Genomic DNA, 18,130 nt, shown 5'->3' with positions numbered 1-18,130 from the left:
CGGCTCATTCCCCCTTCCCGATAACGACGTCGTTTCCGACGACAGCGGTGTCCTTCTGGGTGTCGACGCTTCCGAGCTTCACGCCCTCCTCGACGACGGCGTTCTCGCCCAGGATGGCGCGGACCACGTGGGCGCCGCTCTTGACGATGGCGCCGGGCAGCAGGACGGAGTCCTCGACGATGGCGCGCTCCTCGACCACGCAGTCGGTGGAGAGGATGGAGTGCTTGGCGGTGCCGAAGACCTCGCAGCCGTTGGAGACCAGACAGTCGTCAACGCGGCCGTTCGGGCCGATGTAGTGCGGGGGACGGGTGGTGTCGTTGCTCATGATGGGCGCGGACTTCTCGTAGATGTCGAACTCGGGGTTCGGCCCGAGCAGGCCCATGCTCGTCTCGTGGTAGCTGGCGATGGTGCCGACGTCCTTCCAGTACCCATGGAACTTGTGGACGTACAGGTTCTTGCCGTCGGCGAGGGCCTTCGGGATGATGTCGCCGCCGAAGTCGTGGCTGGAGCGCTGGTCGAGCGCGTCGTCCTCGAGCGCCTTGATCAGGAAGTCGGCCGTGAAGATGTAGATGCCCATGGACGCGAGGTTCGAGTCGGGCTTCTCGGGCTTCTCGGTGAACTTGGTGATGCGGTCGTCATCGTCGGTGGTGAGGATGCCGAAGCGGCTCGCATCCTCCCAGGGCACGGGCATGACGGCGATGGTGAGGTCGGCGTTGTGCTTGATGTGGTTGTCGAGCATCTCGCGGTAGTCCATGCGGTACAGCGCGTCGCCGGACAGGATCAGCACGTACTCGGGGTCATGGGCCTTGATGTAATCGAGGTTCTGGGTGACCGCGTCAGCCGTGCCGTTGTACCAGGCGCCGCCGTCCTGCGTGGCGTACGGCGGGAGGATGGACACGCCGCCGCCGCGCTCGTCCAGGTCCCAAGCGGAGCCGGAGCCCAGATAGGCGTGAAGGCGATACGGGCGGTACTGCGTCAGAACGCCCACCGTGTCGATGCCGGAGTTGGCGCAGTTCGACAGCGTAAAGTCGATGATCCTGTACTTGCCTCCGAATGAGACTGCCGGTTTGGCGATCTTAGATGTGAGCGCCCCCAATCTGCTGCCCTGTCCTCCTGCGAGGAGCATAGCGATGCATTCTTTTCTACTCATCGAATTCTCCTTCATTGCTGTGCCGTGCAATACCTTTGCCTTGGGTGTAACAATGCGGCGCGCCGTCCATCGGGCATACGGGCAGCGCGCCGTAAAGGCCAAAAAACCGTGCGCCTTACGCCTTCCAGATCTCGTCGCGGTACTCGCGGATGGTGCGGTCGGACGAGAAGTGGCCGGAGTTGGCGATATTCATGAGCGCCATGCGCTGCCACGTGCGCTGGTCGTCATAGACCTCGGTGAGCTCCTCCCACGCCTGGACATAGGAGGCGAAGTCGGCGAGCACGAAGTCGTAGTCGTTGTTGTTCATGAGCTCGGCCTGGATGGACTCGAAGTTGCCCGACAGGCGGGCGAACGTGCCGTCGACCAGCTCGTCGACGCAGCGGCCCACGCCGTCGCGGTCCGCGTTGTAGACGTCCCACGCGAAGTAGTTGCCGTGGCGCAGCGCCTCGACCTCGCTTTCCTTCAGGCCGAAGATCTTCTCGTTCTCAAGGCCGGCCAGCTCGGCGATCTCGATGTTGGCGCCGTCGAGGGTGCCGAGGGTGATCGCGCCGTTCATCATGAGCTTCATGTTCGAGGTGCCCGACGCCTCCTTGCCGGCCGTGGAGATCTGCTCGGAGATCTCGGTGGCGGGGTAGATGAGCTGGGCGTTGGAGACCGCGAAGTTGGGGATGAACGCGACCTTGATGTACTCGTTCACGCGCTCGTCGTTGTTGATGACGTCGGCGACCGAGTTGATGAGGCGGATGACCTCCTTGGCGAACGTGTAGGCGCTCGCCGCCTTGCCGGAGAAGATGAACGAGGTCTTGTGCGGCTTGTAGGAGGGGTCGGCCAGCATGCGGTTGTAGATGTGCATGACCTTGAAGATGTTCAGCAGCTGGCGCTTGTAGGCGTGGAAGCGCTTGACCTGGACGTCGAAGATCGAGTCGACGTCGAGCTCGACGCCGCAGGTCTTCTTGACGTACTCGGCCAGGCGGACCTTGTTCTCGCGCTTGCTCGCGGTGAGGGCATCCAAAAACTCGTTGTCGTCGATGTAGGACTCGAGGCGCTTGAGCTCGGAGGCGTCCTTCAGCCAGCCGTCACCGATCTTGCTCGTGATGAGGCGGGACAGCGAGGGGTTGGCGTTGCCCAGGAAGCGACGGGGCGAGATGCCGTTGGTCTTGTTGTTGAACTTCTCGGGGGTGAGCTCGTAGAAGTCGTGGAGCGTGTCGCGCTTCAGGATCTCGGTGTGCAGCTGGGCCACGCCGTTGACGGAGTGGGAGCAGATGACCGAGAGGTTCGCCATGCGCACCTGGCCGTCCCACAGGATGGCGGTGTTGCGCAGCTTGTCCTGCCAGTTGTCGACATCGCGCGGGAAGCTCTCCATGAAGCGGCGGTTGATCTCGTCGATGATCATGTAGACGCGCGGCAGCAGGCGGCGGAACGTGTCGATGGGCCACTTCTCGAGCGCCTCGGGCAGGACCGTGTGGTTGGTGTAGGAGACGGACCTCGTCACGATGTCCCACGCGGTATCCCAGTCGAGGCCCTCCTCGTCCATGAGCAGGCGCATGAGCTCGGCGCCGCACATGGCGGGATGCGTGTCGTTGGTGTGGATGGCGACCAGGTCGGGGAAGCGGTCCCAGGAGGAGGTGCCGTAGTCGTTCTTGAAGGTGCGCAGGATGGAGGCGATGCCCGCGGCGACGAACAGGTACTCCTGCTTGAGGCGCAGGATACGGCCGTGCTCGCCAGCGTCGTTGGGGTACAGGATCTCGGAGATGGCCTCGGCGTCCGTGCGGAACTTGTTGGCCTTGGCGTAGTCGCCGGCGTTGAACGCGTCCAGGTCGAAGTCGGCGCTCGCGGGCTCGGCGCTCCACAGGCGCAGGCGGTTCACGGTCTTGCCGTCGTAGCCGATGATGGGCACGTCGTAGGGGATGGCCTCGATGAGGTCGCCGCCCTCGACGCTGAAGCTGAAGGTGCCGTCTTCGTTGCCGTGGCGCACGACGTCGCCGCCGAAGCGGACGTGCACGCGGCTCTCGGGGTGGCGCGTCTCCCAGGGATAGCCCTTGGCGAGCCAGTTGTCGGTCACCTCGACCTGGCGTCCGTCGCGGATCTCCTGCTTGAACAGGCCGTAGCGGTAGCGCATGCCGTTGCCGAAGCCGAGGATGCCCTCTGCGGCCATGGAGTCGAGGAAGCACGCGGCGAGGCGGCCCAGGCCGCCGTTGCCCAGACCGGGGTCGCCCTCCTCGGCGAGCAGATCGTCGAGCTTGATGCCCATCTCGGCCAGGCCCTGCTCGACGATGTCGCGAACACCGTAGTTGAGCAGGTAGTTGTCGAGCAGCGGGCCCATGAGGAACTCAAGGGAGAAGTAGTAGACCTTCTTCTTGTCGCTCCTGCCGTTCTCGGAATCGGATTCTGCGAACTGACGGTTCGCGCGCGAGGCGATCAGCTTGGCGAGCGCGCGATAGCGCTCCGCGTTCTTGGCGTCGTCGATGTCCTTGCCGACCTCTGCCATAAGCATCGTGCGGTAATCGCGCTTGAACTCATCGGCAGTTGCAAAAATCTTTGGCATGCGGATAACTCCCTCTTAGTCGTTTTCCTTCGCCGAGGCAGGGGAGCTCTTCGGCGAAGCCTTTCTCGTGCGTGCCGCAGTGGATGCGACACCGGATGCCTTCTTCGGCGTCTTCACGGTTTTGGCCGTGGAGGTGGATGTGGTCGATGCGGCCTTCGTCTTCTTGGTTCCCGTGGACTTGCTCGTCGCGGTCGCCTTCTTGGCGGAAGCCGTCTTGGTGGTCTTCGATGCGCTAGACGCCGCGCCGTCCTCGGTCTTTTTGGCGGAGGTGCGCTTGGTCGCGGTCTTCTTGGCCGTCGTCGCGGTCGCCTTCTTGGCGGTCGTCTTGCGCGCGGTGGCCTTCTTGATCTTTGGCGGCTTGTAGGAGCTGGGCCCCTGGCGCTTCAGGACGATGCCCGCAAGCGGCGGGACGAGGAGCTCGATGGAGTTCTCGAAGCCGTGCTTGGGCTCGGGGTGGCTGGAGAGCTTCTTCTCGTTGTGCTTGCCGGATCCGCCGAAACGGACGTCGTCGGAGTTGAAGATCTCGAGGTAGTCGCCCTCGCGCGGGACGCCCATCTGGAACGTCTCGTAGAACGCGGGGTCGAAGTTGATGAGGACGACCAGGTCGTCATCGGGGTTCTCGCCGTGGCGGACGAACGAGATGATGGACTGCTCGTTGTCGTTGGGGTCGATCCACTCGAAGCCGTCCTGGGAGTAGGCGAGCTCGTAGAGCGCCGGCTCGGCGGTGTAGAGATGGTTCAGCGCCTTGATGAACTGCTGGTGCTTGGCGTGGGTCTCGTACTCCTCGGTGAGGAACCACTGGATCGACTCGTAATAGCGCCACTCGATGAACTGGGCGATCTCGTTGCCCATGAAGTTGAGCTTGGCGCCCGGATGGGTCATCTGGTAGAAGGCGAGCGTGCGCAGGCCCGCGAACTGGCGCCACCAGTCACCAGGCATGCGTCCGATCAGCGAGCACTTGCCGTGAACGACCTCGTCGTGCGACAGCGGCAAGATGAAGTTCTCGGAGAACGCGTACATGATCGAGAACGTGAGCAGGGTGTGGTTGCCCGGGCGCCACGGGAAGTCGGTCTGCATGTAGTGCAGCGTGTCGTTCATCCAGCCCATGTCCCACTTGTAGTGGAACGCCAGGCCGCCGTCCTCGGCGGGATAGGTCACCAGCGGCCATGCGGTCGACTCCTCGGCCATCATCATGACGTCGGGGAAGGTCTGGCCCACGGTGTTGTTGACTTTGCGGATGAAGTCGATGGCATCGAGGTCGCCCTCATCGCCGTACTTGTTGAACTTCTTCTGGGCGGGGTCGTCCACGCCGAAGTTCAGGTACAGCATGCTCGAGACGCCGTCCATGCGGATGCCGTCGGCGTGGAACTGCTCGATCCAGAACAGCACGTTGGAGATCAGGAAGCTGCGGACCTCTCCGCGGCCGAAGTCGAACTTGTGCGTGCCCCAGTTGGGATGGATCTCGCGCTCGTAGAGCATGTGGCCGTTGAAGGTCGCGAGCCCCTGGGCGTCGGCGCAGAAGCCGCCGGGGACCCAGTCGAGGATCACGCCGATGCCCGCCTGGTGGCACGCGTCGATGAAGTGCATGAACTGCTTGGGCTCGCCGTAGCGGGCGGTCACCGCGTAGTAGCCCGTTCCCTGGTATCCCCACGAGCCGTCGAAGGGGTGCTCCATGACGGGCAGCACCTCGATGTGGGTGTAGCCCATCTCGCGCACGTAGTCGACGAGCTCGACCGACAGGTCGTCATAGGTGTAGTACTCGCCGCGCTGCGCGGGGAACGGATCCATGGGGCCGGGGTAGTTGCCGTTCTCGTCCGGCTCACCCTGCGGCTCGTCGCCGTGGCGGCGCCAGCTGCCCAGATGGACCTCGTAGATGTTCAGGGGTTTCTTCATGTGGTCGGAGGCGTGGCGGGCGTCCATCCAGGCCTTGTCGCCCCACTCGTAGCCCTCGATGTCCATCAGGCGCGATGCGGTGCCTGGGATCTTCTCGCTCCAGAACCCGTACGGGTCTGCCTTGTAGAGGAGCTTGCCGTCGTCCGTCTCGATGACGTACTTATAGAGGTCGCCCTGGGAGAGCCCGGGCACGAACCCCTGCCACAGACCGCCCGTGGGAAGCTCGTCGAGCTTGTTCGCCTCGACGTCCCAGTCGTTGAAGTCGCCGACGACGGAGACGCCTGCGACCTCGGGCGCCCAGACGCAGAAGCGCCACCCGTCCACGCCGTTTTGCGTGTCGGGATGCGCGCCCATCTTTTCCCAGCTGCGGTTCCACGAACCCTGAGCGAACAGATGGATGTCGTCATCGGTGATGATCAGGCAGGGGGCCTGCGCGCCATCCGTGGATGCCGCCTGCGAAGTATCGAGTTCAGCATGTGTGCGGTCCAACTTATCCGTCCAATCGACAGGGGAGACGATAACGTCGCCCAAAACTGGTATACGGTCACGGCGATATCCATGCGCCTGCGAGCAACCGCCGGTGGGTTGGAACACCGCGACGTACATAATTTAACACTTACGCGTCATAACATCGAGGTGAAGCCGAAGGACGGTCGATTTTGTCCGTTGGGCGAAATGGATAAAACCCCGCTGTGCTGAGCTTTTGGCTGCTTTTCGGGGTGTCCAAGATGTCCAATCGTTCGGTCCATCGTAGAAGTGCGGGGCCGCCTTGGGCAGGGTGCCAATCGTTTGCGTTGCGGGCGCGAAGCCAGGGCCCTTGTTCACCGATTTCCCCTTGACAGCTTATCGCGCTTTTGGCAAGGGCGTGTAAAGGCGCCGTGAGCTGCTCGTTCGGGGTTCATGCGGAAATGTTGGCACGCTGCATGGGCGCGACCGATTTGCTAGGATGTCAGGGCGGTGCGGAGTCCCGTATCGTTTGGTGGTCATTCTCGCGAGTTGGAGGACACGCTATGTCCGAGCAGCGTCCCGCGCGTCCGCGCGCGTTCATCTTCGATTGCGACGGCACCCTGCTTTCGTCCATGGGCATGTGGCTCAAGGTGCAGGTCGAGCTGTTGGCGACCTACGGCATCGAGACGACGCCCGACGACTTCGCCCAGTTCGAGTCCCTGCCGGTGATGGGCGAATGCGAGGCCTATCACGAGACGTGGGGCGTGGGCGAATCCGGCCAGGACGTCTACGATCGCCTGATGGACATGCTGATGGAGCACTACCGCCGCGACGTGCCGCCCCGACGCGGCGTCCGGGACTTTTTGGAAAGTGCGCGCAAGGCGGGGATCCCGATGATCATCGCGACCTCGACGCCCGTCGTCGCCGTCGAGGCTGGCCTTGAGGCCAACGGGCTGCGTCCCTTCTTCTGCGATATCGTGACGACCGGGGAGGCGGGCGCCTCCAAGGATCACCCGGACGTGTACAACCTGGCCCTCCAGCGCCTGAGCGATGCCTGCGGATTCGACGAGGTGCCGGCGCATCGCGACGTCTGGGTGTTCGAGGACGCGACGTTCGGCTTGCTGAGCTCGGGCTCCGCGGGCTATCGCCGTGTCGGCATCTACGATCCCGAGGGCCGTGCGCTTCGGGACGACGTGCAGGCCAACAGCGAGATCTTCATCGATGAGTTCGACGAGCTCTCGCTCGAGCGGATCTACGCGTTCGGGGAGCGGGCATGATGCGCGCAGGGGAGCCTGCGTCCGTCGCCGTCGTCGGCGGGTCTCCCGAGCCCTCGTCGGCTTCGACGGTCCGGCGGGCCGCTGCGCGCGCCGATGCCGTGGTGGCCATCGACCGGGGCCTCGACGCGGTTCGCGAAGCCGATATCGGCGTCGACGTGTTCTGCGGCGATGCGGACTCCGTCAGCGCCGAGGGCGCGGCGCTCGTTCGAGCCGTCGAGGCTGCCGGAGACAGCGCGCCCTTCGAGATCGAGCGCTACAACCCGCATAAGGACGACACCGACCTCTCGCTCGCCCTTCGCGCGATTCGTCAGCACTGGGGAGCGCCGAGGCTCGTGTGCACGTGCCTGTCAGGCGGCCATCCCGACCACCTGCTCGGCGTGCTCGGCCGTCTCGCCTCCTGGGAGGGGCCGGTCGAGCTTGTCGAGGATGCGTTCGAGGGCCGTATCCTGCATGCGGGGCAAAGCTGGACCATCGAGGGCGCTGAGTCGCGTCGGTTCTCCTTCATCCCGCTGTCCGCCGCGTGCGAGGTGTCCGAGTCCGGCATGCGGTGGGATCTCGACCACCATCCGGTCGACCTGCTTTCCGATCTGGGTATCTCGAACGTCATCGAGGGCCCCGAGGCGACCATCACCTGCCACGCCGGCACCATCGTCTGCTGGACCTTCCACTAACAAAAAGCGCCGCCCAATAGGCGGCGCACACATCCAAAAACCCAAGCAAGACTACCTGCAGTAGGGATGATGCAGGGTGCGGCCCGAGAATTCCTAAGCGAACATTCCGCAGGCCGAGGACGTTCGCGTGGAATCTCGGGCCGCACCCGATGGGAATCAGTCCTTACTGATAGTCGAACACGTCGATCCAGCTCATCAGGAACTCGTCGTTCTTGCCGCCGCGCTTGCGGGCGAGCTCGGAGGCGGCGACGATCGGCAGATAGCCGCGGACGACCTGGACGGCCTCGTCGGCGTGCTCGCAGTACAGCTCGAGGTAGGCGTCGGCCTGCTGCTTGTCCTGCAGGGCGAACAGCAGGTAGGTCATGGCGGCGTCAGCTGCGGGAGCGCCCTGGGTGGCGTGCGCCCAGTCGCATACGTAGAGCTGCTCGTCATCGCCCACGATCACGTTGGAGGGGTTGAAGTCGCCGTGGCAGACGCGACGGCGCATCTTCATGCCGTCAAGACGCTGCAGCAGGTCGTAGCGCGTGGAGGCGTTGATCTGGTCCAGCGAGTTGATCATGCGGGAGTACTTGTCGGTCTGGCGCGGGAGCAGCGGGCAGCGATAGGAGTGGACCTCGATCTGCAGGTTCACGAACTGCTCGAGGTACTCGTAGAAGCGGCCGGGCTCGGCGGCCATCTTCTCGGCGAGGGTGACGCCGGGGACCTTGGTGGTGACGAGCGCCCAGCCGGCGTCCTCGACCTTGGCGACCTCGATGGCCTTCGGGGAGCGGATGCCGCACTCGTTGATGCGCGCGAGGTTCAGGGCCTCGTTGAACACGTCGGAGACCGGCTTGTCCTCGGAGAAGACCTTGGCGATCTTGTCGCCCAGATCGTAGACGACCTTGTTGGAATGACGAACGATCTCGACCTTGGAATCGGGAAGGATCATGGCGCTACCGTCCTTTCTTGTGGTTTGCACCATCGTATGCCAGATCGGGGCGCGCGTGAAGCGCGGCGCTCCGAGCGCGCCCCGGTTGCGGGTGATCGGGCGTGAGCCGGATCGTTAGGCCTCGTAGCTCTGGGGCTCGCGGCCGTAGTAGGCGTCGAGGTAGAGCTCCTTGATCTCGCTGATCAGCGGGTAGCGCGGGTTGGCGCCGGTGCACTGGTCGTTGAAGGCCTGCTCGCTCATCTCGTCGAGCGTCTCCAGGAAGTACTTCTCGTCGACGCCGTACTCGGCGATGGTCTTCTTGATGCCGATGGTGTCCATGAGCTCCTCGAGCTTGGCGATGAAGTTCTCGAACACCTCGCGGTCGTCAGCGCCGGTGCAGCCGCAGTAGCGGCCGAGGTCGGCGTAGTCCTTGAGCGCGTGCGGATACTGGTACTGGGAGAAGGTGCCCATCTTGACGGGCTTCTCGGCAGCGTTGTAGCGCATGACGCGGGTGAGGATGACGGCGTTGGCCAGGCCGTGGGGCAGGTGATGGAACGCGCCGAGCTTGTGGGCCATGGAGTGGTTGACGCCCAGGAAGGCGTTCGCGAACGCCATGCCGGCGAGGCAGGAGGCGTTGTGCATCTCCTCGCGGGCGTGCGGGTCGTTGGCGCCCTTCTCGTAGGCCGCGGGCAGGTTCTCGAACACGAGCTTGGCGGCGCGCATGGAGAGGCCCTTGGTGTAGTCGGAGGACATGATCGAGACATAGGACTCGATGGCGTGCGTCATGACGTCGATACCGGAGGCGCAGGTGAGGCCCTTGGGCGCGGTCATGGCGTTGTCGACGTCGACGATGGCCATGTTCGGCAGCAGCGCGTAGTCGGTGATCGGCCACTTGATGCCGGTCTCGGCGTCGGTGATGATGGCGAACGGCGTCACCTCGGAGCCCGTGCCCGAAGAGGTCGGGACGGCGACGAAGTAGGCCTTCTCACCCAGCTTGGGGAAGTTGAAGACGCGCTTGCGGATGTCCATGAAGTCCATGGCGGCATCCTCGAAGCTGACCTCGGGATGCTCGTACATGAGCCACATGATCTTGCCGGCGTCCATGGCGGAGCCGCCGCCGACGGCGATGATGACGTCGGGCTCGAACAGGCGCATGCGCTCGGCACCGCGCTCGGCGTCCTGCAGGCGCGGGTCGGGGCAGATGTCGTAGAACGCGTCGTGGGCGACGCCCATCTCGTCGAGCTTAGCCTCGATGGCGCGGCAGTTTCCGTTCTTGTACAGGAAGGAGTCGGTGACGATGAAGGCGCGCTTCTTGCCCATGACGCGGCCGATCTCGTCGAGGGCGACCGGCGTGCAGCCCTTCTTGAAGTAGATCTTCTCGGGAGCCCTGAACCAGAGCATGTTCTCGCGGCGCTCGGCCACGGTCTTGATGTTGAGCAAGTGCTTCACCCCAACGTTCTCGGAGACGGAGTTGCCACCCCAGGAGCCGCAGCCCAGCGTCAGGGACGGCTTCATGCCGAAGTTGTACAGGTCGCCGATGCCGCCCTGGGAGGACGGAGTGTTGATCACGATGCGGCACGCCTTCATGGTGTCCTCGAACAGCGCGATCTTGTCCTTCTCGGCGGGATGCACGTACAGGGACGCGGTGTGGCCCGGGCCGCCTGCGAGCACGAGGTGCTCGGCCTTGTCCACGGCCTCCTGGAAGTCCTTGGCATGGTACATGGCGAGGACGGGGGAGAGCTTCTCGTGGGAGAACTCCTCCTTGACCGGGTCGGTGGAGGAGACCTCGGCGATCAGAATCTTGGTCTTGGCCGGGACGTCGATGCCGGCGAGCTCGGCGATCTTGGCGGCGGGCATGCCCGGGATGCGGTGATCAAGGGCGCCGTTCTTGAACATGGTCTCGCGCAGGGCCTCGAGCTCCTTGCCCTTCTTGACGAAGTAGCAGCCACGGCGCTCGAACTCGGCCTTGACCTGGTCGTAGATGGAGTCGAGGGCGGTGACGGACTGCTCGGACGCGCAGATCATGCCGTTGTCGAACGTCTTGGAGTGGATGATCGAGTTGACGGCGTTCAGGATGTTCGCGGTCTCGTCGATGACGACGGGGGTGTTGCCGGCGCCGACGCCGAGGGCGGGCTTGCCGGAGGAGTACGCGGACTTGACCATGCCGGGGCCGCCGGTGGCCAGGATGATGTCGACGTTGCTCATGAGGGAGCTGGTGAGCTCAAGGGTCGGCTGGTCGATCCAGCTGATGATGCCCTCGGGGGCGCCGGCCTTGACGGCGGCGTCGAGCACGACCTTGGCGGCGGCGATGGTGCACTTGGCCGCCGCGGGGTGCGGGGAGATGATGATGGCGTTGCGGGTCTTCAGGCAGATGAGGCACTTGAAGATGGCAGTGGAGGTGGGGTTGGTGGTCGGGATGACCGCGCCCACGACGCCGATCGGCTCGGCGACCTTCGTGATGCCATAGGCCTCGTCGCGCTCGATCACACCGCAGGTCTTGGTGTTCTTGTACGCGTTGTAGATGTACTCGGCTGCATAGTGGTTCTTGATGACCTTGTCCTCGAGGACGCCGCGGCCCGTCTCCTCCACGGCCATCTTGGCCAGGGGGATGCGCATCTTATTGGCGGCCATGGCCGCCTCGTAGAAGATCTTGTCGACCTGCTCCTGGGTGAAGCTTGCGTAGGCCTTCTGGGCGTCACGGACGTACTCGAGACGCTCCTTGAAGGCGTCGACGGTGTCGACGACGGCGGGATTGGCATGAACCGTTGGCTTTTTTGCCATGCTGAGCTCCTTTTCATCGGTGCCTGCCTATGGCTCATATTCTATATAAGGAATGGCGTGTTTTCCGAAGCATTACAGAGATTTGCCGTAAACGGTATAAATGAAACGCTTCAACTGCAAATAATCGTCTGAAATCAGCCTAAACGGACACCGAATTGTGAAGACTCTCCACGTCTCGATACCCATCCCATGCTGCAAAAACCCTATCAAACTATCAAAATATGCCCCATCCCTCCCACCCAACAAATTGAAACGCTTCACCATATGCAAATCGGGGACGCACCTCCTGCGTGCACTTTTGCAAATTGGGGACGCACCTTACGCATGCACTTTTTGATGCGGGGAAACCCCTTGTCGGTCTGTGCCTGGAATCTTTAGAGAAGCAATCCGCATCATGTAAGGTGTCCATACAAAAACAAAGAATAATGAAACTAATGAAATCACCAATACATAATGGGCAATATGAACCCATATACATCAAGCGCATGCAAAGGGGGATCGCCATGCCGCGCGTAGCACGAGAACTATCTGAGTCGGGTCTCTATCACATCACGGCTCGCGGAGTCGGCAGCCAGCTCATTTTCTACTCCGACGATCATTACGTGAAGTTCCTCGACATGTTGGTGCAATCATGTGCGACCCATCGCATAGCGATCATCGCCTGGTGCCTCATGGCAAATCATGTTCATCTTCTTCTGGAAAACGAGGACGATGAGCGGCCGGATGGATTCAGCAAGGCGATGCATTCGCTTCTTTGCCGTTACGCCATGTACTTCAATCACACCACGGATAGAGTCGGGCATGTATTCCAAAATAGATTCGGCTGCTCGGCTATCAATTCCGACCGTTATGAACTTCAAGCGGCTACGTATATACAGAGAAACGCGCTGGATGCGGGATTCGAGGTCGACGAGTATCCCTGGAGCAGTTTCCAAGAGTACGCGGGGGTGTGCAGAGATGACATCGGCTGGCTGTGCAAAACCGACGTCCTCATCGGATTGGCCGGTAGCCGAGAGGGACTGATCGAGTACTTTATGAACGGACCTTGCGACGACTACCGCGCATCACGTAAGACGGGCAGGCTCAATGATGGCGAGGCGCTCGATCGCGCCCTGAGCGTTCTGCCCGAGGACGTCGCGCTTCACGAGGTGAAGGCGCTGGGCGTGAAGCGGCGCAACGGCATATTGGTCAGCATGCGCGAGGCGGGCCTTCTGGTTAAGCAGATCGGGCGTTTCACGGGGATCGGAATATCGACCATCTCGAGGGCGACATCCCGGGTGATGCCGTAGTCGTACGGCGGCAAGGCTCGCTACGGTTGCGCGGCATCCGCGGAGCCCGTCTGCTCTATGAGACGCTTCTATCAGAGGCCCCGATCAATCGGTTCCACGGCGTCGATTGGGCATGTGGCGTGGTGTGCTTGTTGGTACGTGATGCTTTTTGCGGCTGATGTCCTTTTCAGGGGCATTGCTCAGGGATTCTGGTATAGTTACTCTGCATTTGCTGGCATGTGCGCAGCGAGCGCGGTTCACTGCTCCAGATCGGTTTTTCTCTATATCGCCGGTGCGAAACCGATATTCGCGTGCTCAATGTGTAGATTCAGCAGATGCGCCAAACTGTGCTATAGTCCAATGCTGTTTGTTCAACGGCTGTTTTATGCCGTCCAAGGAGGTTAACGAAAATGTCTAAGGTTTGTGAGATCTGCGGTAAGCACCCCGTTGCTGGTCGCTCCATTAGCCACTCGCACCGCGTCGCCATCCGTAAGTTCCGTCCCAACATCCAGCGCGTGTATGTTGTGGTCGATGGCCATCGTCGCAAGATGAACGTCTGCACCAACTGCCTCAAGTCCGGCAAGGTCGCTCGTTCTTAAGACTTCGCGGCAAACATCGCGTTAACCGTTACCGACGGTATATTTTGAACTACTGGGCACCCATTGGGTGCCTTTTTTCATGGCGCGACAGGGCATGCTTGAATTTTCCGGAGGCATAGCCATCGCCAACATCAAAGGGGTATCCCTTGCTTGCAAACATGCACGCTTAAAGTACGTCCCCAATTTGCAAAGATGCACGCGCAAGGTACGTCCCCAATTTGCAAAAAAATTAGGTGCCTAAGTTGTTGGGTTCTTATGAATCCGAGGGTCGCGCGAATTTCCGAATGTCATTCGGAAAGAATGAGCCGTTGTGTATAGGTACGACAATATGAGGAGGGGATGGGACGCGTGAGGATTTTCAGCTTTCTGAAGAACCACAAGCTCAGTTTTCTGATCGCCTTGGTGCTGCTTTTCGCGCAGGCGAACTTCGAGCTCACGCTGCCCGGAGTCATGAGCGACATCGTGGATGTCGGCATCAGCCAGGGCGGTATCTCAAGCACGGTTCCTGATGAGATCACGTCGGAGGACCTGGCGAGCGTCGAGCTGTTCCTGAGCGATTCCGAGGTCGATCAGGTCGAGCCCCATTTCAGCGAGCCCGACGCCGACGGCGTCCGGACGTTTACGGGGTCCCGCTCGGATCGCGAGTCGCTGGAGGGCTTCATGGGCGAGGCGGAGATGCTCGCCTATCAGTTCATGGAGGGCGTCTCAATCGACGAGTTCGCCGCGGCCACGGAATCTTCCGCTGCGGACGCAGGCGCTGCCCAAGAGGCGTCGGCGGCATCGGCCGACCCGGTCGAGCTCATGCGGCAGATGTTCGGCGACACCATCGACATCGCGGACATCGAGAGGCTCGTCGATGCGGGCGTGGTGACCAAAGACCAGCTCGTCGAGTCCCGAGAGACCCTGACCCGCCAGCTTGGCGACAACGGCGATTCGATCATCCAGTCGCGCGCCATCGAGTTCGTCGAGAGCGCGTACCGCGATGCCGGTGTCGACTTGACGGCGGTGCAGAGCAACTACCTGTTCAGCCAGGGTCTGACCATGCTCGGGTATGCGCTCGCCTCGGCGGCATGCGCCATACTCGCGGCGCTCAACGCGAGCCGCACGTCTGCCGCCATCGGTCGCGACCTTCGCCATCAGCTCTACGAGCGCGTGCTCGATTACTCGCCGGCGGAGATGGGCAAGTTCTCCGCGGCCTCGCTCATCACGCGCGCGACCAACGATATCCAGCAGATCCAGATGATCACCGTGATGTGCCTGCGCATCGTGCTGTTCGCCCCCTGCATGGGCCTTGGCGCCGTGGTGCGCGTGCTGACCACCCCCACCGGGATGGAATGGATCCTCGTGGTCGCCATCGTCGCCATCGCCATCGCGATCGGCGTGCTCATGGGCGTCACCATGCCCAAGTTCCGGATCATGCAGTCGCTCGTCGACCGCAACAACCTCATCGCGCGCGAGATCCTCACCGGCATCATGCCCATTCGCGCCTTCGGCCGCCAAAAGCACGAGGAGGAGCGCTACGACGAGGCGAACCGCGAGCTCACGAGCACCTATATCTTCACGAACCGCTGCATGACGTTCCTCATGCCGGTGATGATGATCGTCATGAACGCCACGACCGTCGGCATCGTGTGGTTCGGAGCGCAGGGCGTGGACGCCGGCAACCTTCAGGTCGGCACGCTGATGGCCTATATCAACTACGTGATGCAGGTCATCATGAGCTTCATGATCCTCACGATGATCTCGGTCATGCTGCCGCGCGCCGGCGTCGCCGCCGACCGCGTGCAGGAGGTGCTCGACACGCAGACGTCCATCAAGAACCCCGAGCCCGAGGCGCGCGTCACGCGCGAGCGGTCCGAGGGCTGGAAGGGCGTCGTCTCGTACAACGACGTCACGTTCACGTATCCCGATGCCGACGTTCCGACGCTCGAGAACATCAGCTTCACGGCAGAGCCGGGCAAGACCGTCGCCATCATCGGTTCGACCGGTTGCGGCAAATCGACGCTCGTGCAGCTCATACCGCGCCTGTACGACGTGACGGAGGGCTCCATCACGCTCGATGGCGTCGACATCCGCAACATCGACTTGGCCGAGCTGCGTCGCACCATCGGCTATGTGCCGCAGAAGCGCATGCTGTTCAGCGGCACCATCGAGAGCAACATCAAGTACGGCGACGAATCCATGAGCGACGAGGACATGGTCCAGGCGGCGCAGATCGCGCAGGCGACCGAGTTCATCGAGGGCAAGCCGGACGGCTACTCAAGTCCGATCTCCCAGGGCGGCACGAACGTGTCGGGCGGTCAGAACCAGCGCCTCTCCATCGCACGCGCCCTCGCCATCCATCCGAAGGTCCTCGTGTTCGACGACTCGTTCTCGGCGCTCGACTACAAGACCGATGCGACGCTGCGCGCCGAGCTCGATCGGCGCTGCTCCGACTCCGCGGTCATCATCGTCGCCCAGCGCATCGCCACGATCATGCATGCCGACGAGATCCTGGTTCTCGACGACGGGCGCATCGTGGGGCGCGGCACGCATGCCGAGCTTCTGCGTTCCTGCCCCGAGTACCTCGAGATCGCCAAGAGCCAGCTGTCCGAGTCCGAGCTCGGGCTGGACGAGCCCGCGCGCCCGGCATCGGGGCAGTCCGGCGACGAGGGCGTGGAGCCCGCCGCCGCAGCAGAAGATTCGACCGAGAAGGGAGGTGAGCGCTGATGCCAGGTCCTGCACGCCGTGGGCCCGCGTCCGAGCGCGCCCGTGATTTCAAAGGCACGGTCAAGCACCTTGTCGTCTATCTCGCACATGAACGCATCGCGCTCATCGTGGCGCTGTTCTGCGCCGTCGCTTCCGTGGTGTTCAACGTCGTGGGCCCGCGCATCCTGGGTCAGGCTACCACCAAGCTCTTCGAGGGCCTGAGCGCTAAGATCATGGGCACGGGCTCCATCGACTTCGCCGGTATCGGGTACATCCTCGCCGGCCTGCTGTGCCTGTATATCACCTCCGCCGGATTCAACTTCCTGCAGGGGTGGCTTATGACGGGCGTGACGCAGCGCGTGTGCTACCGTATGCGCCGCGAGATCGTCGAGAAGATCGACCGCATGCCGCTGTCCTACTTCGAGAGCAACGCGGTCGGCGATGTGCTGTCGCGCATCACCAACGACGTCGACACGGTCGGCCAGTCGCTCAACCAGTGCGTCACCCAGCTCATCACCTCGATCACGCAGATCATCGGCGTCACCGTCATGATGATCTCGGTGTCGGTCGCGCTGGCCGGCCTGACGTTTCTGACCATCCCGGTGTCGCTTGTCCTCGTCGTCCTCGTCGTCCGTTCGTCTCAGCGCTACTTCCGCCAGCAGCAAACGCTGCTCGGCAAGGTCGACGGCGTCATCGAGGAGAGCTTCTCCGGCCAAAACGTCATCAAGGTGTTCAACCGCGAGCAGCGCGCCGTCGCCGACTTCGATGCCGACAACAACCTGCTCTACGAGGCGGGCTGGCGCTCGCAGTTCCTTTCGGGCCTGATGCAGCCGATCATGAACTTCGTCGCGAACCTCGCCTACGTCGCCGTGGTGTCGTTCGGCGCCTTCCTGGCGGTCGCGGGCGCCATCAGCGTCGGCGACATCCAGGCGTTCATGCAGTACGTGCGCAACTTCACGCAGCCGATCACCCAGCTCACGCAGGTGTCGAACATGATCCAGATGCTTTCCGCGGCAGCGGAGCGCGTGTTCGAGTTCTTGAACGAGCCCGAGGAGTCCGCCGACGCCGCCACGCCGGAGCTGCCGCAGCGCAGCAAGGGCGCCGTCCAGTTCGACCACGTGAAGTTCGGCTACGTGCCCAACAAGACGATCATCCATGACTTCTCGTGCGACATCCAGCCCGGCCAAACGGTCGCGATCGTGGGGCCCACGGGCGCGGGCAAGACGACGCTCATGAAGCTGCTCATGCGCTTCTACGACGTCAACGCGGGCGCGATTCGCGTGGACGGCGTCGATGTGCGCGAGTACGCGCGCGATGACCTGCGCGAGAACTTCGCCATGGTGCTACAGGACACCTGGCTGTTCAAGGGCCCCGTGCTCGAGAACATCCGCTACGGCCGCGCCGATGCGAGCGACGACGAGGTCCATGCGGCGGCCCGCGCCGCCCTGGCGGACCACTTCATCCGCACACTTCCCGGCGGCTATGCGTTCGAGCTGAACGAGGACGCCTCCAATGTGAGCCAGGGCCAAAAGCAGCTGCTGACGATCGCGCGCGCGTTCATCGCGGACCGTCCCATCCTGATCCTCGACGAGGCGACCTCGAACGTGGACACGCGCACCGAGGAGCGCATCCAGCGCGCCATGGACGCGCTCATGCAGGGCAGGACGAGCTTCGTGATCGCGCATCGCCTGTCGACGATTCGCAACGCGGACGTCATCTTGGTGCTGCGCGACGGCGATATCGTCGAGTCCGGCACGCACGAGGAGCTGCTCGCAAAGGACGGCTTCTACGCCGAGCTCTACAACTCGCAGTTCACGGACGGCGGGGAAGAGGAGTAACCCCGACGGCATCGTGACGATCCCTTGAGCGCACCCTCCAGATGACGGCTCGACCTTTTATACGGC

Annotated in this window: 11 protein-coding genes; 6 read left to right on the top strand and 5 right to left on the bottom strand. The window is 62.8% G+C overall.

What is annotated here, in order from left to right; translation table 11 throughout:
• Positions 1–4: 4 nt before the first annotated feature.
• The 3 genes from BN3789_RS07820 to glgB all read right to left on the bottom strand — a co-directional run bounded on the left by BN3789_RS07820 (position 5) and on the right by glgB (position 6,005).
• Complete coding sequence (locus tag BN3789_RS07820; protein ID WP_066832466.1) at positions 5–1,150, bottom strand: glucose-1-phosphate adenylyltransferase; 1,146 nt, start codon at positions 1,148–1,150, stop codon at positions 5–7.
• A gap of 115 nt (positions 1,151–1,265) precedes the next feature.
• On the bottom strand, positions 1,266–3,695 hold the full coding sequence (locus BN3789_RS07815; protein WP_066832463.1) for a glycogen/starch/alpha-glucan phosphorylase: 2,430 nt from the start codon (positions 3,693–3,695) through the stop codon (positions 1,266–1,268).
• A gap of 15 nt (positions 3,696–3,710) precedes the next feature.
• Entirely contained in the window at positions 3,711–6,005 is a 2,295-nt protein-coding gene (glgB, locus tag BN3789_RS07810; protein WP_229254274.1) for a 1,4-alpha-glucan branching protein GlgB, read from the bottom strand.
• A gap of 593 nt (positions 6,006–6,598) precedes the next feature.
• Here glgB and BN3789_RS07805 point away from each other — a divergent pair.
• Together BN3789_RS07805 and BN3789_RS07800 are read left to right on the top strand one after the other, a co-directional pair.
• A complete protein-coding gene (locus tag BN3789_RS07805; protein WP_066832460.1) occupies positions 6,599–7,312 on the top strand; it encodes an HAD family hydrolase in 714 nt (237 codons plus the stop codon).
• Complete coding sequence (locus BN3789_RS07800; protein WP_066832457.1) at positions 7,309–7,983, top strand: thiamine diphosphokinase; 675 nt, start codon at positions 7,309–7,311, stop codon at positions 7,981–7,983. The genes BN3789_RS07805 and BN3789_RS07800 overlap by 4 nt, the downstream gene beginning before the upstream one ends.
• Positions 7,984–8,146: 163 nt before the next feature.
• Here BN3789_RS07800 and BN3789_RS07795 read toward each other — a convergent pair whose 3' ends face one another.
• Together BN3789_RS07795 and adhE are read right to left on the bottom strand one after the other, a co-directional pair.
• Positions 8,147–8,911 carry an aminoglycoside phosphotransferase family protein gene (locus BN3789_RS07795; protein ID WP_066832454.1) on the bottom strand — a complete coding sequence of 255 codons (765 nt, stop codon included), beginning with the start codon at positions 8,909–8,911 and terminating at the stop codon, positions 8,147–8,149.
• 114 nt (positions 8,912–9,025) lie between these two features.
• On the bottom strand, positions 9,026–11,671 hold the full coding sequence (gene adhE, locus BN3789_RS07790) for a bifunctional acetaldehyde-CoA/alcohol dehydrogenase (protein WP_066832451.1): 2,646 nt from the start codon (positions 11,669–11,671) through the stop codon (positions 9,026–9,028).
• 503 nt (positions 11,672–12,174) lie between these two features.
• Between adhE and BN3789_RS07780 the strand changes: the two genes are divergently transcribed.
• From BN3789_RS07780 to BN3789_RS07765, 4 genes are all read left to right on the top strand, one after another.
• Positions 12,175–12,960, top strand: a complete 786-nt coding sequence (locus BN3789_RS07780) for a transposase (protein WP_066832441.1) — start codon at positions 12,175–12,177, stop codon at positions 12,958–12,960.
• Between the two features lie 389 nt (positions 12,961–13,349).
• The gene (rpmB, locus tag BN3789_RS07775) at positions 13,350–13,538 is read left to right on the top strand and encodes a 50S ribosomal protein L28 (RefSeq protein WP_066832438.1); all 189 of its coding nucleotides are present in this window, start codon (positions 13,350–13,352) and stop codon (positions 13,536–13,538) included.
• Positions 13,539–13,877: 339 nt separating this feature from the next.
• Positions 13,878–16,247 (top strand): ABC transporter ATP-binding protein, encoded by a 2,370-nt coding sequence (locus tag BN3789_RS07770; RefSeq protein ID WP_411431530.1) that lies wholly within the window; start codon positions 13,878–13,880, stop codon positions 16,245–16,247.
• The gene (locus BN3789_RS07765; protein WP_066832435.1) at positions 16,247–18,064 is read left to right on the top strand and encodes an ABC transporter ATP-binding protein; all 1,818 of its coding nucleotides are present in this window, start codon (positions 16,247–16,249) and stop codon (positions 18,062–18,064) included. Before BN3789_RS07770 ends, BN3789_RS07765 begins: the two co-directional genes overlap by 1 nt.
• Positions 18,065–18,130 lie beyond the last annotated feature (66 nt).

The sequence above is a fragment of the Collinsella ihumii genome (assembly GCF_900046475.1).
GTDB classification, from domain to species: domain Bacteria; phylum Actinomycetota; class Coriobacteriia; order Coriobacteriales; family Coriobacteriaceae; genus Collinsella; species Collinsella ihumii.
The sequence above is the reverse complement of the archived record's forward strand: the minus strand, read 5'-3'. Positions and strand labels throughout refer to the sequence as shown.